Here is a 22,614-nt window from a genome sequence, read left to right on the forward strand (position 1 = left end):
GAGCCGGAGAGTAGCGGGTCGGAGAGGGGCCGGTCGCCGGACGTCCGCACGATGAGACAAGAACTGGGACATCCTGACGTTGTGGTAACAGACGAGAAAAGCGCCGCGCACCTTGCCTCCGAGCTGCGGAAAGCGGTCCGTGGGGACGTCGATTTCTCCGTCACGGCACGGGCCCTGGCGACGATGGACGCGTCCAACTACCGCCGTGTGCCGGTCGGTACGGTCGCGCCGCGCGACGCGGACGACGTCGCCGCGGTCCTGGAGGTGTGCCGTGAGCACGGCACCACGCCGGTGGTCGCGCGGGGCGGCGGGACGTCCATCGGAGGACAGGCGACGGGCACGGGCGTGGTGCTCGACCTCACACGGCACATGGCCGGAATCGTCTCCCTGGACCCGGACCCCGAGGTACGGAAGGCCGTCGTCCGCCCGGGGCTCGTCCTCGACCGGCTGCGGGAGGCGGCGCGACCGTACGGCCTGACCTTCGGCCCGGACCCGTCGACGCACGGCCGCTGCACCCTCGGCGGCATGATCGGCAACAACGCGTGCGGGGCGCACTCGGTCGCCTGGGGGACCACGGCGGACAACGTGCGCTCGCTCGACGTGGTGACGTACGCAGGCGCGCGGTTGACGCTGGGGCGGGACGGCGCGGGCGCCCCGCCGGGCCTGCTGGACCTGGTCCACGGCCGCCTCGCGCTCCTCCGCACCGGCTACCCGGCCGGGCTGCCCCGCCGGATCTCCGGGTACGCGCTCGACGCGCTGCTCCCCGAGCGGGGCGTCGACGTGGCCCGCTCCTTCTGCGGCAGCGAGGGCACGCTCGGGGTGGTGACGGAGGCGACGGTCCGGCTCGTGCCGCTGCCGGCGGAGCCGGTGCTCGTCGTCCTCGGGTACGCCGACGAGAGCGCGGCGGCGGACGCGGCGGCGGGCCTGCTCCCGTACGGGCCGCTGACGGTGGAGGGCATGGCGGCGGACCTGGTGCGGGGCCGGGGCGCGGAGCTGCCGAGGGGCGGCGCCTGGCTGTTCGTGGAGGTCGACGGTGCCGGACCGGCCTCGGCCCTGGTGAAGGCGGCCGACGCGCTGGACGCCGCCGTCGTCCGGGACCCGGCCGGGCAGCGGGCGTTGTGGCGGATCCGGGAGGACGCGGCGGGCACGGCGACGCGGATGCCGGACGGGACGGAGGCGTGGCCGGGCTGGGAGGACTGCGCGGTGCCGCCGGCCCGGCTCGGCGCGTACCTGCGCGAGTTCCGCGCGCTCCTGGCCGACTTCGGCCTCAGGGGAACCCCGTACGGGCACTTCGGCGACGGCTGCGTGCACGTCCGTGTCGACTTCGACCTGTGGACGGGGAAGGGGGTGCGGGACTTCCGCCGCTTCTCGGAGGCGGTCGCGGACCTGGTCGTCGCCCACGGCGGCTCGCTCTCCGGCGAACACGGCGACGGGCAGGCGCGGGCGGAGCTGCTGCCGAGGATGTACGGGGACGAGCTCGTCGGCCTGTTCGGCGCGGTGAAGGACGTGTGGGACCCGGACGGTGGCCTGAACCCGGGGATGCTCGTGCGGCCGAGGCGCCTGGACGAGGGGCTGCGGTTCGAGGGGCTGCCGCTGGTGGGCGTCGGGAGAGCGGCGGCGACCTGCGTGGGCGTGGCCAAATGCCGTACGACCGGCCCGACTCCGGGGGTCATGTGCCCGTCCTACCGGGCGACGGGCGAGGAGAAGCACTCCACGCGGGGGAGGGCGCGGCTGCTCCACGAGATGGCGCTCGGGGAGGTCGTCACGGACGGCTGGCGGTCGGAGGAGGTGCGGGAGGCTCTGGACCTCTGCCTCTCCTGCAAGGGGTGCAGGAGCGACTGCCCGGTGGGCGTCGACATGGCCGCGTACAAGGCGGAGTTCCTCGACCGCCACTACGCGGGGCGCCCCCTCGCGCGCCCCCGCTCCCACTGGTCGATGGGCGGCCTGCCGCGCTGGCTGGCGCTGTTCGGGAGGGGCGTGAACGCGGCGGCGCATTTGCCCTTCGGCCTGGGTGCCCGGCTGGCGGGGGTGACGCCGGAACGCGAGCTGCCGAGGGTGGCGGGACGTTCCTTCGTGTCGTGGTTCGGGGAGCGGGTGTCGTCCCGCCCGGCACGGGCGACCCTGTGGCCGGACACCTTCACGAACCACCTGGCGCCGGAGGTGGGCCGGGCGGCGGTACGGGTGCTGGAGGACGCGGGAGTGGGGGTGCGGCTCCCGGAAGGACGGGTGTGCTGCGGCCTGACGTACGTGTCGACGGGGAGGCTGGGTGCGGCCCGCCGGGTCATGCGCCGCACCCTGGACGTCCTGGCGTCCTCCGGGGACGGCCCGGTCATCGTCCTCGAACCCTCCTGCGCGGCGGCCCTCCGCACCGACCTGCCCGAGCTGCTCCCGGACGACCCGAGGGCCGCGGGCCTGGCCGACCGGATCACCACCTTCGCGGAGGCCCTGGAGAACCTGGCCCCCGGCTGGCGCCCACCCCGTCTCGACCGCGAGGTGACCGGCCAGACCCACTGCCACCAGCACGCGGTCCTCGGCGACGCGGCCGACCGCCGCCTCCGCGCCCGCGCGGGCCTGACGGGCGACCTGGCGGGCGGCTGCTGCGGGCTGGCGGGCAACTTCGGCTTCGAACCCGGCCACTACGAGGTCTCGACCGCCTGCGCGGAGGACCGACTCCTCCCGGCGCTCCGATCCGCGCCCCCCACCACCGAGGTCCTGGCGGACGGCTTCTCGTGCCGGACGCAGATCGGCGACCTGACGGACTACCGGGCCCGTCATCTGGCGGAACTGCTGGCGGAAGGGCTGGACAGAGGAACCGGACCGTCCGGATCTTGACGTGCGCCGGGGCCGCCTCCGCCGTTGAGGTGATCCCGGCGCCGTCCCCGTGACGGGACCGGGTCCCGGGTTCGTTGGGGCGGGCATGCGCACACTTACGACCGCGGCCGTCGCCGCCGCCGGAGCCGTCCTCGCCCTCGTCTCCGCCGGGCCCGTGCCCGCCGCCCCGTACCGCTCCGACGTCCGGGCCGCCGTCGGGTACGAGGGCACCTGTCACGATGCCGACGGGGGCTGGGCGTGCACGGTGGAGATGGCGGTGGGGGAGAGCGAGAGCGGGTACGAGAAGGCCGTCATGGAGGGGGAGGTGTACGTGAACTGCACGCGCAGGACCGTCCAGCGGTCCCGGTCCCTGCAGTACGCCACCGCCGGGCAGGCCGACTTCGCCGTCCGCACGGCCTCCGGTGCCGTCCGTGCGCCCTCCGGGACCGCCCGCGCCTCGTCCGGCGCCGGGCGCACGCCGACGTCCTTCACCTGGACGCGGTACGACTACCGGGACGTCGCCGAGCGGATCGAGCCCGGCGAGGTCTCCTGGGTCGAGGTCCAGCGGGCCACCCAGAAGGGTTCGGCCTCCTTCGTCGTCCGTGACGAGAACGGCCGCGAGCAGACCCTCACCGGCACCTTCGAGGGTCCGGCGGCCGGCATGTACGACCGGCTCTTCCAGCGCACCGGGCCGATGACGGAGGAGGAGCGGGGTCAGTGCTCGTCGTCGCGTCCTGAGTAGGGCTCCGGCGGGTCCTGGGTACGGCCCGTGGGGTGCGTCGCCTCGGTGACGATCTCCCGGGCCATCGCCACCAGCGCGCCCGTCGCCGGGTGCGGGAACGCGTCGCGCCAGGCGAGGACGACCGGGAGCGGGGGCGCGTCGGGCAGGGGGCGGTAGGCGACGCCGGGGTGCGGGTGGAGCGCGGCGGTGGAGGCGGAGGAGACGCCGATGCCCCGGCCGGCCGCGATGGCGGTCAGCCAGTCGTCGGTGTTGGCGACGGTGAGGGTCGCCGAGGGGCGGGCGGTGGGCGGCCACAGTGCGAGGGTGGTCGTGCCGGAGACGGTGTTGAGGACGACCGTCTGGGCGGTCAGTTCCGCGAGCGTGAGCCCGGCGCGGTCGGCGAGCGGGCTGTCGGCGGGGAGTGCCGCGACCCGGTCCTCCGTGGCGAGCTCCTCCGTGACGAGCCCGGGCGCGTCGACCGTGCCCCGGAGGAGGGCCGCGTCGACGTCGCCGCGCGCGAGACCGGCGGTGCGGTCGTCGACGCGGAGGAGTTCGAGCGGGGTCTCGGGGTGCCGGCGCTGCCAGCGCCGGAGCAGCGGGGTCGTGTACGGGCCGAAGGCCGACCAGGCGTGCCCGAGGCGGAGCGGCCGGTGGCGGAGGCGGGCCGGGTCGACGGCGTCGTCGAAGGCGGCGAGCGCGGCGGCGGCCCGGTCGCGGAAGGCGCGGCCCTCGGCGGTGAGGGCGAGGTGGTGGGTGGAGCGGTCGACGAGCCGCGCGCCGAGGTGCTGTTCGAGGGCGGCGAGCGTGCGGGAGACGGCGGGCTGGGTGAGGTGGAGCCGGGCTGCGGCCCTGGTCAGGCTGGGTTCTTCGGCGATGGCCAGAAAACAGCGGAGGTGGCGCAGCTCGATGCTCATGTCTTCGGAGCATAACCGCAGCTAAGTCGGCATTTCCGGTGCCGCGCTCGGGCTCGTAGCGTGGAAGGGCACCCTGGCGGGATTGTGCCGGGGAATCCGGCCGTCAGTTCAGTGTGTTGTACTGACAGTACGGTTCGTTGTTCTTTGCGGTGTGGGAAGTGGGGTCACCGGTGGGAAGCCCGGTCAAGGAGAGGACGCCGGCGGTCACGGCCCCGGTGCCGTCCTCGGCGTCCGAGGCGCGGGTGACCCGTGGGGTCTCCGCGCGCCTCAAGGGCGGCGGGCGCCTCGGCCCCGTCGCGCTCGTCGTCGCCGGCGGGCTCTCCGTCCAGTTCGGGGCGGCCATCGCCGTCCTGCTCATGCCCCGCGCCGGCGCCCTCGGTGTCGTCACCCTCCGGCTCGTGCTCGCCGCCCTCGTGCTGCTCGCGGTCTGCCGCCCCAAGGTCCGCGGCTACAGCCGCGCCGACTGGGGCACGATCCTCGCCTTCGGCGCCGCCATGGCCGGCATGAACATCCTCTTCTACCAGGCGGCCGACCGCATTCCGCTGGGCGCCGCCGTGACCCTGGAGGTCCTCGGCCCGCTGATCCTCTCGGTGGTCGCCTCGCGCCGGCTGGGCAACCTGCTGTGGGCGGGCCTGGCGCTCGGCGGCGTCGTCCTCCTCTCCGGCGGCGGCTTCGACCGGCTCGATCCGCTCGGCGCGGCCTTCGCGCTCGCGGCGGGCGCCATGTGGGCCGCGTACATCGTCTTCAGCGCGCGCACGGGCCGCCGTTTCCCGCAGGCCGACGGTCTCGCGCTCGCGATGGCGTTCGGCGCGGTCCTCAGCCTGCCGCTCGGCATCGCGGAGGCCGGCGACAAGCTCCTCGTGCCGTCGACGATCCTGCTCGGCCTCGGGGTGGCGCTGCTGTCGTCCGTCCTGCCGTACACGCTCGAACTCCTCGCCCTGCGGCGCCTGCCCGCGCCGACCTTCGCGATCCTCATGAGCCTGGAGCCGGCCATCGCGGCGGGCGCGGGCTTCCTCGTCCTCCATCAGGCCCTGTCGGCGACCGACGCGCTCGCGATAGCGCTGGTCATCGGGGCGAGCATGGGCGCCGTGCGCATGCAGTCGCGGCGGGCGGCGTCCTCGTAGGAGGATCCGGGGATGATCGCCGCACTGCAGTGCCTCGTCCTCGACTGTCCCGCCCCGCGCGCACTCGCCGGGTTCTACGCCGCCGTGCTCGGCGGCGAGGTCGACCGGCCCGACCCGCGCTGGTCCCTCGGCGACGACTGGTCCACGCTGCACACCCCCGGCGGGCTCGTCCTCTGCTTCCAGGGCGTCACCGACCACCGCCCGCCGACCTGGCCGGACCCGGAGCGCCCCCAGCAGTTCCACCTCGACTTCGAGGTACGGGACCTGGACGCGGCCCGGACCGAGGTCCTCGCCCTCGGGGCGACGGTCCTCGACGAGGGCGACGGACAGCGGAGCTGGCGGGTGTACGCGGACCCGGCGGGGCACCCGTTCTGCCTGGTCCGGCACTGACGGGCCGGCCGGATCGGGCCGGCCGGATCGGGCCGGCGACTCCGTGCCCGATGGCCCGATCCTGATGATCTTTGGCATCCGGCCTGTTTCGGGGGTGCGGGGGCGGGTCCGAGGATGAGGGCATGGCCCTGGAGATGCGTGACCTCTGCGAACGTTGTGAGACCGCCGTCCTGACCGTGGACGGACCCGCCCGGATCTGCACCTACGAGTGCACCTTCTGCGTGCCCTGCGCCGACGCGATGCGGGACGTCTGTCCCAACTGCGGGGGCGAGCTGGTGGCGCGGCCGCGCCGGGGCGTCGCCGCCAACGCCTGAGGGCCTCACGTCGGGGTCGTCCCGGAGCCCGCCCCCGGGGGCGGTGCTCGTACGTCTGGGGTGTGACGGCCCGGCCTCCTGGTCCGCACCCCTGCCCGGACCTTTCGGCCAATCAAAGCAAGCATGCTTGATTGTTTTCTGGTTCGCTGCCATGCTCCGGTCACACCGCGCCGAAGCGCGTCCTGTGACGAGGGGAGCGCACGTGTCCGATCCCGCCGCCGTGCTCGACGATCTGCGCGAGGAGAGCGCGGAACTCGACCGGCTCGTAGGGCAGTTGAGCGACGAGGGGTGGGCCGCGCCCACCCCCGCCCCCGGCTGGACGGTCGCCCACCAGATCGCCCACCTCGCCTGGACCGACCGCGCCGCCCTCCTCGCCGCCACCGACCCCGACGCCTTCGCCGCCGAGGTCGCGCGGGCCATGGCCGCCCCCGACCGGTTCGTCGACGAGGGCGCCGAGGAAGGCGCCGAGCTGCCGCCCGCCGACCTCCTCGCCACCTGGCGCACCGGCCGCGAGCACCTCCAGGACGCCCTGCGGGCGGCCCCCGCCGGGACGCGCTTCCCCTGGTACGGGCCGCCGATGAGCGTCCCCGCGATGGCGACCGCCCGGCTCATGGAGACCTGGGCGCACGCCCAGGACGTCGCCGACACCCTCGGCGTCACCCGCGTCCCCACCGCCCGGCTCCGGCACGTGGCCTGGATCGGCGCCCGTGCCCGCGACTACGCCTACCTCGTCCGGGGCCTCCCCGCCCCCGCCGGGCCCTTCCGCATCGAACTGGACGGCACCGGCATCGACGGGACGACGTGGGCGTACGGCCCGGAGGACGCGGCCCAGAAGGTCACCGGCCCGGCCCTCGACTTCTGCCTCCTCGTCGCCCAGCGCGTCCACCGCGCCGACACCGCCCTCGTCGCCCACGGCGCCGACGCCGAGCGGTGGCTGACCATCGCCCAGGCCTTCGCGGGCCCGGCGGGCGCCGGCCGCGCACCCCGGGAGGCAGGGTGACCGCCCCCCTCCGCGTCGGCAACGCCTCCGGCTTCTACGGCGACCGCTTCGACGCCGTCCGCGAGATGCTCACCGGCGGCGAACTCGACGTCCTCACCGGCGACTACCTCGCCGAACTCACCCTCCTCATCCTCGGCCGCGACCTCCTCAAGGACCCCTCCGCCGGCTACGCGAAGACCTTCCTCCGCCAGATGGAGGACGGCCTCGGCCTCGCCCACGAGCGCGGGGTCCGGATCGTCGCCAACGCGGGCGGCCTCAACCCGGCGGGCCTCGCCGACGCCCTCCGCGCGCTCGCCGGGAAGCTCGGCCTCCCGACCCGTGTCGCCTCCGTCGAGGGCGACCGACTCCGCCCCGGAGAGGGCGAGTTGACCGCCAACGCCTACCTCGGCGGCGCCGGGATCGCCGCCTGCCTCGCGGCGGGCGCGGACGTCGTCGTCACCGGCCGCGTCACCGACGCCGCCCTCGTCACCGGCCCCGCGCAGTGGCACTTCGGCTGGGGCCCGGAGGAGTACGACAAGCTCGCCGGCGCCGTCGTCGCCGGACACGTCCTGGAATGCGGCACCCAGACCACCGGCGGCAACTACGCCTTCTTCACCGGCCACGACGTCCGCCGCCCCGGCTTCCCGCTCGCCGAACTCCACGCCGACGGCAGCGCCGTCATCACCAAGCACCCCGGCACGGGCGGGCTCGTCGACGTCGGTACGGTCACGGCCCAGCTCCTGTACGAGACGGCCGGCGCCCGCTACCCCGGCCCCGACGTCACGGCCCGCCTCGACTCCGTACGCCTCACCCAGGACGGCCCCGACCGGGTCAGGATCGACGGGGTACGCGGAGAGGCCCCGCCGCCCACGCTCAAGGCCGGCTCCTGCCGCCTCGGCGGCTTCCGCAACGAGGTCGTCTTCGTCCTCACCGGCCTCGACATCGAGGCCAAGGCCGCGCTCGTCCGAGACCAGCTCGCCGACGCCCTGTCCGCGCACCCGCCCGCCGAGGTCCGCTGGGAGCTCGCCCGCACCGACCGCGAGGACGCGCCCACGGAGGAGACGGCGAGCGCCCTGCTCCGGCTCGTCGTCCGCGACCCCGACCCCGAGAAGGTCGGCCGCACCCTGACGGGGGCGGCGATCGAGCTCGCCCTCGCCAGCTACCCCGGCTTCCACGTCACCGCCCCGCCGGGCAGGGGCGCCCCCTACGGGGTCTTCACCACCTCGGCCGTCCCGCAGCGGGACGTCCCGCACACGGCCGTCCTGCCCGACGGGACCCGCCGGGAGATCCCCGCGCCCACGCGGTTCCGCGCCCTGGAACCCGTACCCGAACCGGCGCTCCCGCCGGCGCACCCGCCCGGCCCCGTCCGGAGAGCGCCGCTCGGCCGGATCGCCGGAGCCCGCAGCGGGGACAAGGGCGGCGACGCCAACGTCGGCGTGTGGGTGCGCACCGAGGAGGAGTGGCGGTGGCTCGTCCACGCCCTCACCGTCGACCGCTTCCGCGAACTCCTGCCGGAGACGGCCGACCTGGACGTCACCCGGCACGTCCTCCCGAACCTCCGCGCCCTCAACTTCACCGTCGCCGGGATCCTCGGCGAGGGCGTCGCCTCCCAGGCCCGCTTCGACCCCCAGGCCAAGGCCCTCGGCGAATGGCTCCGCTCCCGCCGCACCGACGTACCGGCGGCCCTTCTGGAGGAAACCCGATGACCGTCCTCGCCTCCGCCCTCGACACCGGCGGACCCGACTACCGGGCCCACCGCGCCGCCATGCTCGACAAGCTCGCCGCCCTCGACGCCGAGCACGCCAAGGCCCTCGCGGGCGGCGGCGAGAAGTACACGACCCGCCACCGCGAGCGCGGCAAGCTCCTCGCCCGCGAGCGGATCGAGCTGCTCCTCGACCCCGACTCGCCGTTCCTCGAACTGTCCCCGCTCGCCGCCTGGGGCAGCGACTACGCCGTGGGCGCCTCGCTCGTCACCGGCATCGGGACCGTCGAGGGCGTCGAGTGCCTGATCACGGCCAACGACCCGACCGTGCGCGGCGGCGCCTCCAACCCGTGGACGCTGAAGAAGGCCCTGCGCGCCAACGAGATCGCCTTCGCCAACCGCCTCCCGGTCATCTCGCTCGTCGAGTCCGGCGGCGCCGACCTGCCGTCGCAGAAGGAGATCTTCATCCCGGGCGGCGCGCTCTTCCGCGACCTGACCCGGCTCTCCGCCGCCGGCATCCCGACGGTCGCGGTCGTCTTCGGCAACTCGACGGCCGGAGGCGCGTACGTCCCCGGCATGTCCGACCACGCCGTGATGATCAGGGAGCGGTCGAAGGTCTTCCTCGGCGGTCCGCCGCTCGTGAAGATGGCGACGGGTGAGGAGAGCGACGACGAGTCCCTCGGCGGCGCCGAGATGCACGCCCGGACGTCCGGGCTCGCCGACCACTACGCCGTCGACGAGACGGACGCGATCCACCAGGCCCGCCGGATCGTCGCCCGCCTCCACCACCGCAAGGCGCACGCCGACCCGTCGCACGCCGAACCCCCCAGGTACGACGAGGAGGAACTCCTCGGGATCGTCCCCGGCGACCTGAAGACCCCCTTCGACCCGCGCGAGGTCATCGCCCGGATCGTCGACGGCTCCGACTTCGACGCGTTCAAGCCCCTCTACGGGACCTCCCTGACGACCGGCTGGGCCCGGATCCACGGCTATCCCGTCGGCGTCCTCGCCAACGCGCAGGGCGTCCTCTTCTCCGCCGAGTCGCAGAAGGCCGCCCAGTTCATCCAGCTCGCCAACCAGCGCGACATCCCGCTCCTCTTCCTCCACAACACCACCGGCTACATGGTCGGCAAGGAGTACGAGCAGGGCGGGATCATCAAGCACGGCGCCATGATGATCAACGCCGTCGCGAACTCGAAGGTCCCGCACCTGTCGGTCCTCATGGGCGCCTCGTACGGCGCCGGGCACTACGGCATGTGCGGCCGGGCGTACGACCCGCGCTTCCTCTTCGCCTGGCCGAGCGCGAAGTCCGCCGTGATGGGCCCGCAGCAGCTCGCGGGCGTGCTGTCGATCGTGGCGCGGGCGAGTGCCGCAGCCAAGGGGCAGCCCTACGACGACGAGGCCGACGCCGGTCTCCGCGCGCTCGTCGAGGCGCAGATCGAGTCCGAGTCCCTCCCGATGTTCCTCTCGGGGCGGCTCTACGACGACGGGGTCATCGACCCCCGCGACACGCGGACGGTCCTCGGGCTCTGCCTCTCCGCGATCCACACGGCACCGGTCGAGGGCGCGCGCGGCGGCTTCGGCGTCTTCCGAATGTGAGGCCCACGATGATCTCCTCAGTGCTCGTCGCGAACCGCGGCGAGATCGCCTGCCGGGTCTTCCGCACCTGCCGTGACCTGGGCATCTCCACCGTCGCCGTCCACTCCGACGCGGACGCCGACGCCCTGCACGTACGGGAGGCGGACGCGGCGGTGCGGCTGCCGGGGGCCGCGCCCTCGGAGACGTACCTCCGCGGCGACCTCGTCGTGGAGGCCGCGCTCGCGGCGGGCGCGGACGCCGTCCACCCCGGCTACGGCTTCCTCTCCGAGAACGCCGACTTCGCCCGGGCGGTCGTGGCCGCCGGTCTGGTGTGGATCGGGCCGCCCCCTGAGGCGATCGAGGCGATGGCCTCGAAGACCCGGGCGAAGGAACTCCTCGGGATCGCCCCGCTCCGCCCGGAGGACGTGACGGAGGCCGACCTGCCGGTGCTCGTGAAGGCGGCGGCGGGCGGCGGCGGCCGCGGCATGCGGGTCGTCCGTGAACTCGACTCACTCGAAGGAGAGTTGCGCTCCGCGTCGGCCGAGGCGGCGAGCGCGTTCGGGGACGGCGAGGTGTTCGTCGAGCCGTACGTCGAGAACGGCCGGCACGTCGAGGTCCAGCTCCTCGCCGACACCCACGGCACGGTCTGGGCGCTCGGCACCCGCGACTGCTCGCTCCAGCGCCGCCACCAGAAGGTCGTCGAGGAGGCCCCGGCGCCCGGCCTGCCCGCCGGACTCGTCGACGAGCTGTACGAGCGGGCGACGGCGGCGGCGAAGGCCGTCGGGTACGTCGGCGCGGGCACGGTCGAGTTCCTCGTGAAGGACGGCCGGGCGCACTTCCTGGAGATGAACACCCGCCTCCAGGTCGAGCACCCGGTCACGGAGGAGGTGTACGGGGTCGACCTCGTCGCCCTCCAGATCGCGGTGGCGGAGGGCCGGGAACTCCCGGCCGGGCCCCCGGCCCGCGGGGGCCACGCGATCGAGGCCCGGCTCTATGCGGAGGACCCGGCACGGGGCTGGGCGCCGCAGGCGGGCGTCCTGCACCGCTTCGAGGTCCCCGGTGGCGTCAGGGCCGACACGGGATACGCGTCGGGGGACACCGTCGGCGTCCACTACGACCCGATGCTCGCGAAGCTGATCGTCCACGCCGAGACGCGGGAGGCGGCCCTCCGCAAGCTCACCCACGCCCTGGAACGAGCCGTGGTCCACGGCCCGGTGACCAACAGGGAGCTGCTGGTCGCCTCCCTCCGGCACCCCGACTTCGCGAACGCCGCCGAGGGGCTCGACACGGGCTTCTACGACCGGAACCTGGCCGCGCTCACGGCCCCCGCGCCCGGCGGGGAGCACGCGGCCGTGGCCGCCGCCCTCGCCCAAGCGGCCTCCCGCACCGGCCGGTTCGGCGGAGGCTGGCGCAACCTCCGCTCGCAGGACGAGATCCGTACGTACGGCGACCACACCGTCGGCTACCGGCCGACACGGGGCGGCGGCTACGAGGTGACGTCCCCGGAGGGCGTACGGGTCGTGAAGGCGTCCCCCGGCTCCGTGAGCCTGGAAGTCGCCGGAGTCGTCCGGCACTTCGAGGTCGCCGCCTACGGGGAGACCGTCCACGCGGGCGGCCACCGCCTCACCGTCCACCCCCGGTTCCCCGACCCCGCCGCCGCCCGGCGGGCCCCCGGCTCCCTGCTCGCCCCCATGCCCGGCACCGTCGTCCGGGTCGCGGACGGCCTCGCCGTCGGCGACCGGGTCACCGCCGGACAGCCCCTGCTCTGGCTGGAGGCCATGAAGATGGAGCACCGCGTCACCGCTCCCGCCTCCGGCACGCTCACCGCGCTCCACGCCGCCCCCGGCCACCAGGTCGAGGTCGGTGCCCTGCTGGCCGTCGTACAGGAGGAAGACCCCGCATGAGCACGCACCTGGAATCCGAGGAACTGACCGCCCTCCGCGCCGCCGTCTCCGCCCTCGGGCACCGCCACGGCCCCGGCTTCGACCGGGCCGCGCTGTGGGCCGAGGCCGGGAAGCTCGGCTACCTCGGCGTGAACCTGCCCGAGGAGTACGGCGGTGGGGGCGGCGGCATGGCCGAGCTGTCGGTCGTCCTGGAGGAGGCGGGCGCCGCCGGCGCGCCGCTCCTGATGATGGTCGTGTCGCCGGCGATCTGCGGCACGGTCATCGCCCGCTTCGGCACCGAGGAGCAGAAGCGGGCCTGGCTGCCGGGGCTCGCGGACGGTTCGAAGACGATGGCCTTCGGCATCACGGAGCCGGACGCGGGCTCGAACTCGCACCGGATCACGACGACCGCGACCCGGACGGAGGGCGGCTGGGTCCTGAACGGCCGGAAGGTCTTCGTCTCGGGCGTCGACATCGCGGACGCGACCCTGATCGTGGGCCGTACGTCGGACTCCCGCACCGGCAACCTGAAGCCCTGCCTTTTCATCGTTCCGCGCGACGCTCCCGGGTTCGGTCGCCGTCACATCGAGATGGAACTCGACGCGAACGAGAAGCAGTTCGAGCTGACGCTCGACGACGTGTACCTCCCGGCGGACGCGCTCGTCGGCGACGAGGACGCCGGCCTGCTCCAGCTCTTCGCGGGCCTCAACCCCGAACGGATCATGACGGCGGCGTTCGCCATCGGCATGGGCCGGTACGCGCTCGCGCGGGCCGTGGCCTACGCGAAGGAGCGGCAGGTCTGGAAGGCGCCCATCGGCGCCCACCAGGCCGTCGCGCACCCCCTCGCCCAGGCCCACATCGAGCTCGAACTCGCCCGCCTGATGATGGCGAAGGCCGCGCACCTCTACGACGCGGGCGACGACATGGGCGCGGGCGAGGCGGCGAACATGGCGAAGTACGCGGCGGCCGAGGCGTGCGTACGGGCGGTGGACACCGCCGTCCACACCCTCGGCGGCAACGGCCTCACCAAGGAGTTCGGCCTCGCCCGGCTGGTGACGGCCGCGCGGGTGGCGCGGATCGCGCCGGTCAGCCGGGAGATGATCCTGAACTTCGTGTCGCACGCGACGCTGGGGCTGCCGAAGTCCTACTGATCGATCACCTCCCGGCGGACAGGCCCTAGTAGCGCAGGTCCTTCTGCTCGGTGATCAGGCGGCCGGCGATCTGGAGGTTCCCGTCGGAGTCGAGCACCGCGATGATCTTCTTCGTGGAGCCGTGGTGGGTCGTGAAGTAGATCTTGTCCGCCTCCTGGGAGGTGGAGTGGTTCGTGTTCACGGACAGCTCGATGCTCACCGGGGAGCTGATGAGCACGTCCTTCTTGGGCGAGCCCGGGTAGACCTGGTTCTGCCGCAGCTTGACGCGGCCGTGGGTGTCGCCCTCGTCCCAGTCGGACGCCACGCCGAGGTCGATGTCTGCCATGTGAATTCCCCTCCGGATACCAGTGGACGAACTCTGCGGCCCAGAACCTACGCAGTTCGCTCAGCGGACGGTGTCATGCTGCCGGAATATGACTGGATTTCGATCCGCTTCGTCCTGAAGTGGAAGTAAGGGGTGAGAGCTGACAAAACGCCCGGAAAATGCCCTGACAAGGGTGCCCGGGTCGGCTACCGCGCGCGGGCCACGGGGCACGCGGGGTCATCAAGGGGTTGTCGTCGGCCGCCGCCGGAGATCCAATGAACGGCATGCCCACCGGAAGCACCTCTCCCGCCCCCGTCCTCCTCGGCGCCCTCGCCCCCCTCACCCGCCCCGGCTGGGCCGAGGCGGGCCGGCACCTCGTCGCCGGGATCGAGCTCGCCGTCGAGGAGGTCAACGCCGCCGGCGGGATCGCCGGCAGGCCACTCGAACTGCTGGTCAGGGACACGGCCGCCGACCCGGCGCGGGCCGAGGCCGCCGTGGAGGAGCTGGCCGGGCTCGGGGTGGCCGCCGTCGTGGGCGAGTACCACTCCGTCGTCGCCCGGGCCGCCGCCGCGCGGGCCGACGCCCTCGGCGTCCCGTTCCTCTGCACCTCCGCCGTGCTCGACGGGCTGACCGAGGAGCCGACGGAGTGGGTGGCGCGGATCGCGCCCGTCCAGTCGCGCGGCTGGCGGATCTACGCGGACTTCCTCGCGGCCACGGGCCGCACCCGGGTCGCCGTCGCCACCCAGCCCAGCGTCTACTGGGCCACCGGCACCCGCGTCCTGCGGGACCGGCTCGCCGAGCACGGCGGCAGCCTCGTCGAGCTCGACGCGAACGCCCTCACCCCCGCCGAGCTCTGCGACGCCCTCGCCGACCACGGCGCCACCGCCCTCCTCCTGCTCGCCGGCACCCCCGAACCGGCGGCGCCGATCGTCAGGGCCGTACGGGCGGACGGCCGCCTCGCCGGGATCCTGCTCGGCGCACCGGCCGGGCAGCCGGAGTTCGCCGAGTGGCTGGCGGAGCTGGGGGCGGACGGTGCCGGGATCCCGTTCCTCCACTACCTGCCGGAGGAGCCCGGCCCGCTCGGCGAGCGCGTCGGCAAGGAGCTGCGCGAACGGCTCGGCGGGGAGCCGTCCTTCGTCGCCCACGAGGGCTGGGACGGCGTCACCGTCCTCGCCGGGCTCCTGCGCGCCGCCCCGGGCCACGGCGCCGACCGGGCGGAGGTCGCCGCCGCGTGGCCGCGCGTCGAGACCGAGGGGACCCGGGGGACGGTCCGGTTCACGCGCGAACCGGGCATCGGGGTGTGGCAGTGGGCGTGGGCGCCGATCCGGGTCGTGGACCGGGATCCGGCGGACCCGGCGCGCATCAGGACACTGCACGGTGACGACCGGGCGAACCCGCTGCGCGAGGGCTGACCGACCCGTACCTTCAGCTCATCTGGTCGTCACATCAGGGGAGTTGAACCATGCCTCGACGTCACGTGCGGACGGCGGTCGCGACAGCCTTCGTCCTCCTGGCAGGCCTCTCCCTGTCGGGGTGCGCGGGCACCGGCTACAACAAGTACGGCTACGAGGGCTACGGCGACCCCTGGGGCAAGGACCCCAAGCCGCCCCGGGCGGGCCACGACGGGCTGCCCGGCCGGGACAAGCAGTCCGACAAGCCGAACGAGCCGGGATTCAGGCCGGACGGGCACCTGGCGTACCAACTCCCCATCATCCCGATCTCGTTCTCGATCAGCGGGAGCGGGAAGTTCCGCGTCAGCGTCACCCCCAAGCTGTCCACGCCCCTGGGGACGGTCTCCTTCAGCACCGGCGTGAGCAGCGCCACGGACGACGACACCGGCAAGGTGCTCCCGCCGGCGCCCGCCGACGTGACGCAGCTGTTCATCTGCGAGAAGGGGCAGGCCCGGCGGCACTGCGAGGGCCACCGCATCGGGACGGGCCGCAAGCTGACGATCGAGATGGACGGCAGGTTCGTCCAGCAGGTCGAGCAGCAGCGCATCGTCATCGAGGCCGAACCCGGCTCCACCATCCGCGTCCTGGACGCGGGCGAGCCGACGAAGCGGGACGTGCGGGGCCCCGCGTACTGGGCGATCGAGGAGTACGAGATCAAGGCGCGCGGCAAGGACTACTCCGCGATCGACCTGGAGCAGAGCTACTCGGGGACCAAGGCGGACCTCGCGTACGACCACGTGACGGGAGAGCTGAGGACGGTCAACGGCGCCCAGGTCTCCCAGGTGACCCGGCACAGCGTCTTCGGTTACGGCGACGACGCCATGACCGGCTCGGACTACCCGAGCGAGGACAGGTGCCTCAAGACGCCGGCCGCCGAGTGGCGCCCCGGTTTCACCGCCGAGGACCTGGGCGAGGACATCATCGTGAGCTGTGTGAAGACCGCCGAGGGGGACCTCGGCTTCCTCGTCGTCGGTCCGCGCAAGTGGGAGCCGACGGAGCCGGTGGGGTACCGCCTGTACGCGCTGACGTGGGTGAGGTAGGGCGGGAGCCGCGGCGGGCGGGGCAGGCGCCCTTCCCAAGAACCATGCAAGCGTGCTTGATTGTTTGTTCGGACATCACCACCGGGGGGCACGCATGACATCCACGCCGTCGATCCTCGTCACGGAGGAACGGGGCATCACCACCCTCGCCCTCGACTCGCCCGCCACCCGCAACGCCCTCTCCGTCCCCCTCGTCGCCGAGCTCTCCGAGGCGCTCGCCACCGCGGGGAAGGACCCGGCCGTCCGCGCGGTCGTGCTCACGCACACCGGCTCCACGTTCTGCGCGGGCGCGGACCTCAAGGCCCCGCCGAGCCCGTACGTCTTCGTCGACCTGCTCCGGCAGGTCGTCGAGCTCCCGAAGCCGGTCGTCGCCCGCGTCACCGGCCACACCCGCGCGGGCGGGCTCGGGCTGCTCGGGGCGTGCGACATCGTGGTCGCCGGGGAGGGCGCGGACTTCGCCCTGACGGAGGTGCGGATCGGGGTCGCCCCGGCGGTGATCTCCCTGACCCTGCTCCCGAAACTGGACCCGCGCGCGGCGGCCCGCTACTACCTCACGGGGGAGCGGTTCGGCGTCGCGGAGGCGGTCGCGACGGGCCTGGTGACGGCACCGGACACGGAGCTCGACGCGATCCTCGACGCACTGCGGGCCGCCTCGCCGCAGGGCCTGCGCGAGGCGAAACGGCTGGTCACCGCTAGAGTCCTGGAGACCTTCGAACGGGACGCGGAGGACCTCGTACGGAGGTCGGCCACGCTCTTCGCCTCCGCCGAGGCGCGCGAAGGGATGACGGCCTTCCTCGAACGACGGGACCCCGAATGGCGGCTCTGACCCCTCTGACGCCTCCCGACGGGCGCCCGGAGCGGATCCCCGAGCGGATCCCCGAGCGGATCCCCGACCGGAACCCCAAGCAGGACCGCAGCCGGCTCACCCGGCAGCGGCTGCTCGAAGCCGCCGTGGCCTGCCTCGCCGAGCACGGCTGGGCCGGCTCCACCGTCACGGTCGTCGCCGAGCGCGCCGGAGTCTCCCGGGGCGCCGCCCAGCACCACTTCCCGACCCGCGAGGACCTCTTCACGGCGGCCGTCGAGTACGTCGCCGAGGAACGGTCCCAGGCGCTGCGGGAGCTGCGTACCGACGACCGCGAGAAGGCCGTCGCCGCGCTCGTCGACCTCTACACCGGCCCGCTCTTCCGGGCCGCGCTGCACCTCTGGGTCGCCGCCACGGGCGAGGACCAGCTCCGCGACCGGGTCACGGAGCTGGAGGCCCGCGTGGGCCGCGAGTCGCACCGGGTCGCCGTCGAGGTCCTGGGCGCGGACGAGTCGCGGCCGGGGGTGCGGGAGACCGTCCAGGGCCTCCTGGACATGGCGCGCGGCCTCGGCCTCGCGACGCTGCTCACGGACGACCGCGCCCGCCGGGACCGTGTGGTGGCCCAGTGGGCGCGGCTCGTCAGCGAGACGCTGGGCACGTAGGCGGTCAGACGCCGGGGATCTGGCGCGCCTGGAAGGCCGCGCGGACGGCGGTCGCCGCCGACGTGCCGTACATCTTCTGCGCGGTCGCGACGGTGGTCTTCGCGGCCGCCTCGAAGCTGGTGTCGGCGGTGAAGCCGAACTGCGCGTTCACGATGATCCGGTCGGCGGTGCGGGCGCCCAGGGCCGTACGGATGTCGAGGAGCGCGCGCGACCAGATCTCGCCGTCGGCGTGCACCTCGCCCTCGCGGTCGGCGTAGGTCTTGTCGCCGTCGATCGTGCGCAGGCAGTGCGGGGCGGTGCTGTAGGAGGTGGCGTCCCAGTCGCCGACGCAGTTGGCGTTGGCCTTGAGGGGCCAGCCGTAGCGGGTGGCGGCGTGGGTGCCGACGGCGACGGCGAGGTAGTCGCCGAAGGCCTCGCCGATGGCGCCGGCCTCGGGGGTCGTGCCGAAGCCGGGGACCTGGGCGTCGTGCACGGCGTGGCCGTACTCGTGGACGATCACGTCGGCGTCCTCGGCGTCGTCGACGCCGCCCTTGCCGAGGCGGATCTCGCCCTTCTTGTCGGTGAAGAAGGAGTTGTCGGCGCCCCACTGGTTGAGGCGGACGGGCTGCACGCGGTCGTTCGCGCCGCGCAGCTCGGTGCCGAAGCCGAGGCTCTGGAGGTACTCCTGGGCCTCGTTGACCCAGAAGTACGCCATGACCTGCTCGAACTCGTCGTCGGAGCGGTTGTACGCGGTGGCGGCGGCGACCGACGCGGGGTTGCCGGTCTCGGAGCGGACCGTGACCCACTTGCCGGACAGCTTGCCGCTCGCGTCGAGGTTGCGCAGCGTGGCGAGGGCGTAGGCGGAGGCGGGCACGTCGCTCGCCGCGTCCTTGTGGTCGGTGAGGGTCTGGTCGCCCGAGGACTGGACCGGGTTGACCATGAAGACGCGGGCCTGCGGCAGCGAGGCGGCGGTGGCGCCCGTGGACGGGAGGAGGGCGGCGGCGGCCGTGCCGGCGACGGCGAGCGCGGCGACGAGGCCGCGCGAGGTGCGGGAACGGGGCGTACGAGGCATGGACATCCTTCTGCGAGGGGATGCTGCGACGGGAAGCTTGGCGTGTACTCAACACGCAGAGGCGGCGATCTTCGCGCACGGCCGACGGTTTTGACCAGAGCCCGCGCCTCCCCGGAGAGCCCCCGGGTCACGTGACGCGGACCACAGTCGTTCCGCGGCGACCGCAGTACCCTGGTCGCATGCCTACGCTCGTACGCCGCCGCCACGTGGACTTCGTCCGCGTCACGAGCATGAGCTGTCGCCGCTCCGCCTGACCCTCCGGGACACCACTCAGCATCCCCGGCGGGTCCCTCGTCTCCCGAGCACAGCCGACCGGCACCCGAGGCCCCCGCCCCACCCCTGGCGGCCGCCCGGGCACCCGTAGACCCCGCGGACGCACACATGAACCCCAGCTCGTACTCGCAGCAGCAGCTTCAGCAGAAGTCCCCGCTTCAGCAGAAGCCCCGGCAGAAGCCGCACACCCACACCTACCCCTCGCAGCTCCCGATCGTCGACCTCTCCGCCGCCGACCGCGACCCGCAGGCCCGCCGCCTCCTCCACGCCCAGCTGCACTCCGCCGCGCACGACGTCGGCTTCTTCCAGCTCATCGGCCACGGCATCACGGAGGCCGAGACGCAGGCGCTCACCTCCGCCATGCACGCCTTCTTCGCACTGCCCGAGGCCGACCGGCTCGCCCTCGACAACATCAACTCCCCGCACTTCCGCGGCTACACCCGCATCGGCGACGAGCGCACCGCCGGCGCCCGCGACTGGCGCGACCAGCTCGACATCGGCCGGGAGCGCCCCGCGCGCGCCCCCGGGCCCTGGGAAGCCCCGTACTGGTGGCTCGAAGGCCCCAACCAGTGGCCCCAGGCCCTCCCGGAGCTCCGCACGGCCGCCCTGCACTGGATCGACCGCCTCAGCGCCGTCGCAGAGAAGCTCCTCCACGAGCTGCTGCTCTCGATCGGCGCACGGGAGGACTTCTACGACGACGTCTTCGGCCCCCGCGCCTACCCGCACCTCAAGCTGGTCCGCTACCCCGGCAGCAGCGGCGAGGGCGACGACCAGGGCGTCGGCGCGCACAAGGACTACGGCTTCCTGACCCTGCTCCTCCAGGACCAGGTCGGCGGGCTCCAGGTACAGCGGGAGGACGGGAACTTCCACGACGTGCCGCCGCTGCCCGGCGCCTTCGTCGTCAACCTCGGCGAGCTCCTCGAAGTCGCGACCAACGGCTACCTGGTGGCGACGAACCACCGCGTGGTGTCGCCGCCCGGGGCGACGGAGCGGTACTCCGTCCCGTTCTTCTACAACCCGCGCCTGGACGCCCGCGTCGCGCCGCTGGAGTTCCCGTACGCGGACCGGGCGCCGGGCGTGACGGCGGACCCGGCGAACCCGCTCTTCGCGGAGTACGGGCGCAACGAGCTCAAGGGCAAGCTGCGGGCGCACCCGCTGACGACGGCCCGCCACCACGCGGACCTGCTGCTGCACCCGGAGTCGGCGCAGCTGGTGTGAGGCACGGGAGAGGGGCTGTCCGGAAGAACACCGGACAGCCCCTCTCCCGTCGCCCGGACTCAGCCGGCGATGTCGGCGTAACCCTCGATCTCGCGGGGGTCGCGCTGACCGGGCCCGATGTAGCGGGCGGAGGGCCGGACGAGGCGGCCGGTGCGCTTCTGCTCCAGGATGTGCGCGGACCAGCCGGCCGTACGGGCACACGTGAACATCGAGGTGAACATGTGCGCCGGGACCTCGGCGAAGTCGAGGACGATGGCGGCCCAGAACTCGACGTTGGTCGCGAGGACGCGGTCCGGACGGCGGTTGTGGAGCTCGTCGAGCGCGGCCTTCTCCAGGGCGGCGGCGACCTCGTAGCGCGGGGCGTCGAGCTCCTTGGCGGTACGGCGCAGGACGCGGGCGCGGGGGTCCTCGGCGCGGTAGACGCGGTGGCCGAAGCCCATGAGGCGCTCGCCCTTGTCGAGGGCCTGCTTCACCCACGCCTCGGCGTCGCCCGTGCGCTCGATCTCCTCGATCATGCCGAGGACGCGGGAGGGCGCGCCGCCGTGCAGCGGGCCGGACATGGCGCCGACGGCACCGGAAAGGGAAGCGGCCACGTCGGCACCGGTCGAGGCGATGACGCGCGCGGTGAACGTGGAGGCGTTCATGCCGTGCTCGGCGGCGGACGTCCAGTAGGCGTCGACGGCCTTGACGTGCTTCGGGTCGGGCTCGCCGCGCCAGCGGATCATGAAGCGCTCGACGATGGACTCGGCCTTGTCGATCTCGCTCTGCGGGACCATGGGCATGCCCTGGCCGCGGGCGGACTGCGCGACGTACGAGAGGGCCATGACGGCGGCGCGGGCGAGGTCGTCGCGGGCCTGCTCGGCGGAGATGTCGAGGAGCGGTTTGAGGCCCCAGACGGGCGCGAGCATCGCGAGGGCGGACTGGACGTCGACGCGGATGTCACCGGAGTGGACGGGGATCGGGAACGGCTCGGCGGCGGGCAGGCCGGGGTTGAAGGCGCCGTCGACGAGCAGCCCCCAGACGTTGCCGAAGGAGACGTGACCGACGAGGTCCTCGATGTCGACGCCTCGGTAACGGAGGGCGCCGCCCTCCTTGTCGGGTTCGGCGATCTCCGTCTCGAACGCGACGACTCCCTCAAGTCCCGGTACGAAGTCGGACATCAGGCGGCTCCTCTAATCGATGATCGATCAACTGAACGCTGGTCGCTGGAGAGATTCAACAGTCGTCCAGCTGTTGAGTCTGTACGGTTCCGATGATGCGGGGAAGCGTGACATCCGGCACACTGCGCCGTTCCGGCGACGGGCGGATAATGGCACGCGGTGCCGTGCCTCCGGAGGCCCTGGGGCAGGATGTGCCCCGTGACCGACGCTCTGGATCCCGCCGACATGCGCGAGCAGTACCGCACGATGGAGCTCACCGCGGCCGACCTCGCGCCCGAACCGATCGAACAGTTCTCCCGCTGGTTCAAGGAGACCGCCGCGAACCCGGCGATCCACGAACCCAACGCGATGGTCGTCTCCACCGCGAGCCCCGACGGCCGCCCGTCCTCCCGCACGGTCCTCCTGAAGCACTACGACGGCGCCGGGTTCGTCTTCTTCACGAACTACGGCTCCCGCAAGGGCCGGGAGCTGGCGGCCAACCCGTACGTCTCCCTGCTCTTCCCCTGGCACCCCCTGGCCCGCCAGGTCATCGTCACCGGCCGCGCCACCCGCACGGGCCGCGACGAGACGGTGGCCTACTTCCGCACCCGCCCCCACGGCTCCCAGCTGGGCGCCTGGGCGAGCCACCAGTCCACGGTGATCGCCTCCCGCGCGGAACTCCTCGCCCGCTACGAGGAACTGGAGACCCGCTACCCGGAGGGCGCACAGGTCCCGGTCCCGCCGGAGTGGGGCGGCATCCGCGTCGTCCCGGAGGCGGTCGAGTTCTGGCAGGGCCACGAGAACCGCCTCCACGACCGCCTGCGGTACGTACGCGCGGCCGAGGCCCCGGGGACGTGGCGGGTGGAGCGGCTGGCGCCGTAGGGGGCGGCGGACGGCCGCAAGGAGGCCGGACACGCAGACGACCCGTGAGTCCTGGCTCCGTCCGCCTAGGTTCGGACGGGGACCGCCGGCCGGACTTGCCGGCGACTCACGGGTCGGGTGACTGCGTTGGCGTTCGGCAGATGGCCTGCCGAGGTGCACAGAGTGCGACTGGCAGGCCTTAGCCCGCAGTCACCTCACGAATCCGAAAAGAAACCATGTCTTCGG

The 22,614-nt window shown here is 73.7% G+C and carries 20 protein-coding genes; 16 read left to right on the plus strand and 4 right to left on the minus strand.

The annotated features are described in order from the left end of the window. The first annotated feature begins 51 nt into the window (after positions 1–51). Entirely contained in the window at positions 52–2,832 is a 2,781-nt protein-coding gene (locus tag AB0G79_RS04000) for an FAD-binding and (Fe-S)-binding domain-containing protein (protein WP_360799733.1), read from the plus strand. Between the two features lie 85 nt (positions 2,833–2,917). Continuing rightward, positions 2,918–3,553, plus strand: a complete 636-nt coding sequence (locus AB0G79_RS04005; RefSeq protein ID WP_360799736.1) for a hypothetical protein — start codon at positions 2,918–2,920, stop codon at positions 3,551–3,553. Here the strand turns inward: AB0G79_RS04005 and AB0G79_RS04010 are convergent. Continuing rightward, a complete protein-coding gene (locus AB0G79_RS04010; RefSeq protein ID WP_360799739.1) occupies positions 3,526–4,446 on the minus strand; it encodes a LysR family transcriptional regulator in 921 nt (306 codons plus the stop codon). The genes AB0G79_RS04005 and AB0G79_RS04010 overlap by 28 nt on opposite strands. 242 nt (positions 4,447–4,688) lie before the next feature. Here AB0G79_RS04010 and AB0G79_RS04015 point away from each other — a divergent pair, with 242 nt between their 5' ends. From AB0G79_RS04015 to AB0G79_RS04050, 8 genes are all read left to right on the plus strand, one after another. Next, the gene (locus AB0G79_RS04015; RefSeq protein WP_360800573.1) at positions 4,689–5,570 is read left to right on the plus strand and encodes an EamA family transporter; all 882 of its coding nucleotides are present in this window, start codon (positions 4,689–4,691) and stop codon (positions 5,568–5,570) included. A gap of 12 nt (positions 5,571–5,582) precedes the next feature. Beyond that, positions 5,583–5,960: a VOC family protein gene (locus tag AB0G79_RS04020; RefSeq protein WP_360799742.1), complete on the plus strand. Its 378-nt coding sequence runs from the start codon at positions 5,583–5,585 to the stop codon at positions 5,958–5,960. A gap of 122 nt (positions 5,961–6,082) precedes the next feature. After that, entirely contained in the window at positions 6,083–6,274 is a 192-nt protein-coding gene (locus AB0G79_RS04025; protein ID WP_360799745.1) for a DUF1272 domain-containing protein, read from the plus strand. A gap of 202 nt (positions 6,275–6,476) precedes the next feature. Then, a complete protein-coding gene (locus AB0G79_RS04030) occupies positions 6,477–7,274 on the plus strand; it encodes a TIGR03084 family metal-binding protein (RefSeq protein WP_360799748.1) in 798 nt (265 codons plus the stop codon). Beyond that, positions 7,271–8,959 carry an acyclic terpene utilization AtuA family protein gene (locus AB0G79_RS04035; protein ID WP_360799751.1) on the plus strand — a complete coding sequence of 563 codons (1,689 nt, stop codon included), beginning with the start codon at positions 7,271–7,273 and terminating at the stop codon, positions 8,957–8,959. The genes AB0G79_RS04030 and AB0G79_RS04035 overlap by 4 nt, the downstream gene beginning before the upstream one ends. After that, positions 8,956–10,554, plus strand: a complete 1,599-nt coding sequence (locus AB0G79_RS04040; RefSeq protein WP_360799754.1) for a carboxyl transferase domain-containing protein — start codon at positions 8,956–8,958, stop codon at positions 10,552–10,554. Before AB0G79_RS04035 ends, AB0G79_RS04040 begins: the two co-directional genes overlap by 4 nt. A gap of 8 nt (positions 10,555–10,562) precedes the next feature. Then, entirely contained in the window at positions 10,563–12,437 is a 1,875-nt protein-coding gene (locus AB0G79_RS04045; protein ID WP_360799757.1) for a biotin carboxylase N-terminal domain-containing protein, read from the plus strand. Beyond that, positions 12,434–13,567, plus strand: coding sequence for an acyl-CoA dehydrogenase (locus AB0G79_RS04050; RefSeq protein ID WP_360799760.1), 1,134 nt, complete (start codon positions 12,434–12,436; stop codon positions 13,565–13,567). The genes AB0G79_RS04045 and AB0G79_RS04050 overlap by 4 nt, the downstream gene beginning before the upstream one ends. A gap of 25 nt (positions 13,568–13,592) precedes the next feature. Here AB0G79_RS04050 and AB0G79_RS04055 read toward each other — a convergent pair whose 3' ends face one another. Further along, positions 13,593–13,892, minus strand: a complete 300-nt coding sequence (locus AB0G79_RS04055; protein ID WP_360799763.1) for a DUF6342 family protein — start codon at positions 13,890–13,892, stop codon at positions 13,593–13,595. Positions 13,893–14,146: 254 nt separating this feature from the next. Between AB0G79_RS04055 and AB0G79_RS04060 the strand changes: the two genes are divergently transcribed. The 4 genes from AB0G79_RS04060 to AB0G79_RS04075 all read left to right on the plus strand — a co-directional run bounded on the left by AB0G79_RS04060 (position 14,147) and on the right by AB0G79_RS04075 (position 17,826). Further along, positions 14,147–15,283 carry an ABC transporter substrate-binding protein gene (locus AB0G79_RS04060; RefSeq protein ID WP_360799766.1) on the plus strand — a complete coding sequence of 379 codons (1,137 nt, stop codon included), beginning with the start codon at positions 14,147–14,149 and terminating at the stop codon, positions 15,281–15,283. A 50-nt stretch (positions 15,284–15,333) separates the two neighbouring features. Further along, positions 15,334–16,362 carry a hypothetical protein gene (locus tag AB0G79_RS04065; protein WP_360799769.1) on the plus strand — a complete coding sequence of 343 codons (1,029 nt, stop codon included), beginning with the start codon at positions 15,334–15,336 and terminating at the stop codon, positions 16,360–16,362. A 94-nt stretch (positions 16,363–16,456) separates the two neighbouring features. Then, positions 16,457–17,188 carry an enoyl-CoA hydratase family protein gene (locus AB0G79_RS04070; protein ID WP_360799772.1) on the plus strand — a complete coding sequence of 244 codons (732 nt, stop codon included), beginning with the start codon at positions 16,457–16,459 and terminating at the stop codon, positions 17,186–17,188. After that, positions 17,176–17,826, plus strand: coding sequence for a TetR/AcrR family transcriptional regulator (locus AB0G79_RS04075; protein WP_360799775.1), 651 nt, complete (start codon positions 17,176–17,178; stop codon positions 17,824–17,826). Before AB0G79_RS04070 ends, AB0G79_RS04075 begins: the two co-directional genes overlap by 13 nt. Before the next feature lie 4 nt (positions 17,827–17,830). On the opposite strand, the gene AB0G79_RS04080 is transcribed toward AB0G79_RS04075, so the two are convergent. Continuing rightward, positions 17,831–18,877: a M4 family metallopeptidase gene (locus tag AB0G79_RS04080; protein ID WP_360799778.1), complete on the minus strand. Its 1,047-nt coding sequence runs from the start codon at positions 18,875–18,877 to the stop codon at positions 17,831–17,833. Between the two features lie 381 nt (positions 18,878–19,258). Here AB0G79_RS04080 and AB0G79_RS04085 point away from each other — a divergent pair, with 381 nt between their 5' ends. Continuing rightward, on the plus strand, positions 19,259–20,368 hold the full coding sequence (locus AB0G79_RS04085) for a 2-oxoglutarate and iron-dependent oxygenase domain-containing protein (RefSeq protein WP_360799781.1): 1,110 nt from the start codon (positions 19,259–19,261) through the stop codon (positions 20,366–20,368). A gap of 59 nt (positions 20,369–20,427) precedes the next feature. Here AB0G79_RS04085 and AB0G79_RS04090 read toward each other — a convergent pair whose 3' ends face one another. After that, positions 20,428–21,528 carry a citrate synthase 2 gene (locus AB0G79_RS04090; protein ID WP_360799784.1) on the minus strand — a complete coding sequence of 367 codons (1,101 nt, stop codon included), beginning with the start codon at positions 21,526–21,528 and terminating at the stop codon, positions 20,428–20,430. A 225-nt stretch (positions 21,529–21,753) separates the two neighbouring features. Between AB0G79_RS04090 and pdxH the strand changes: the two genes are divergently transcribed. Then, positions 21,754–22,389: a pyridoxamine 5'-phosphate oxidase gene (gene pdxH, locus AB0G79_RS04095; protein WP_360800576.1), complete on the plus strand. Its 636-nt coding sequence runs from the start codon at positions 21,754–21,756 to the stop codon at positions 22,387–22,389. Positions 22,390–22,614 lie beyond the last annotated feature (225 nt).

This window comes from Streptomyces sp. NPDC020807, assembly GCF_040641575.1.
Classification (GTDB): domain Bacteria; phylum Actinomycetota; class Actinomycetes; order Streptomycetales; family Streptomycetaceae; genus Streptomyces.

Bases quoted from the DNA above. Each gene is read 5' to 3' on its own strand.
- AB0G79_RS04005 (WP_360799736.1), top strand. From the start codon at position 2,918: ATGCGCACACTTACGACCGCGGCCGTCGCCGCCGCCGGAGCCGTCCTC.
- AB0G79_RS04050 (WP_360799760.1), top strand. From the start codon at position 12,434: ATGAGCACGCACCTGGAATCCGAGGAACTGACCGCCCTCCGCGCCGCC.
- AB0G79_RS04010 (WP_360799739.1), bottom strand. From the start codon at position 4,446: ATGAGCATCGAGCTGCGCCACCTCCGCTGTTTTCTGGCCATCGCCGAA.
- AB0G79_RS04065 (WP_360799769.1), top strand. From the start codon at position 15,334: ATGCCTCGACGTCACGTGCGGACGGCGGTCGCGACAGCCTTCGTCCTC.
- AB0G79_RS04045 (WP_360799757.1), top strand. From the start codon at position 10,563: ATGATCTCCTCAGTGCTCGTCGCGAACCGCGGCGAGATCGCCTGCCGG.
- AB0G79_RS04055 (WP_360799763.1), bottom strand. From the start codon at position 13,892: ATGGCAGACATCGACCTCGGCGTGGCGTCCGACTGGGACGAGGGCGAC.
- AB0G79_RS04020 (WP_360799742.1), top strand. From the start codon at position 5,583: ATGATCGCCGCACTGCAGTGCCTCGTCCTCGACTGTCCCGCCCCGCGC.
- AB0G79_RS04075 (WP_360799775.1), top strand. From the start codon at position 17,176: ATGGCGGCTCTGACCCCTCTGACGCCTCCCGACGGGCGCCCGGAGCGG.
- AB0G79_RS04070 (WP_360799772.1), top strand. From the start codon at position 16,457: ATGACATCCACGCCGTCGATCCTCGTCACGGAGGAACGGGGCATCACC.
- pdxH (WP_360800576.1), top strand. From the start codon at position 21,754: ATGCGCGAGCAGTACCGCACGATGGAGCTCACCGCGGCCGACCTCGCG.
- AB0G79_RS04090 (WP_360799784.1), bottom strand. From the start codon at position 21,528: ATGTCCGACTTCGTACCGGGACTTGAGGGAGTCGTCGCGTTCGAGACG.
- AB0G79_RS04000 (WP_360799733.1), top strand. From the start codon at position 52: ATGAGACAAGAACTGGGACATCCTGACGTTGTGGTAACAGACGAGAAA.
- AB0G79_RS04085 (WP_360799781.1), top strand. From the start codon at position 19,259: ATGAACCCCAGCTCGTACTCGCAGCAGCAGCTTCAGCAGAAGTCCCCG.
- AB0G79_RS04060 (WP_360799766.1), top strand. From the start codon at position 14,147: ATGAACGGCATGCCCACCGGAAGCACCTCTCCCGCCCCCGTCCTCCTC.
- AB0G79_RS04040 (WP_360799754.1), top strand. From the start codon at position 8,956: ATGACCGTCCTCGCCTCCGCCCTCGACACCGGCGGACCCGACTACCGG.
- AB0G79_RS04080 (WP_360799778.1), bottom strand. From the start codon at position 18,877: ATGCCTCGTACGCCCCGTTCCCGCACCTCGCGCGGCCTCGTCGCCGCG.
- AB0G79_RS04025 (WP_360799745.1), top strand. From the start codon at position 6,083: ATGGCCCTGGAGATGCGTGACCTCTGCGAACGTTGTGAGACCGCCGTC.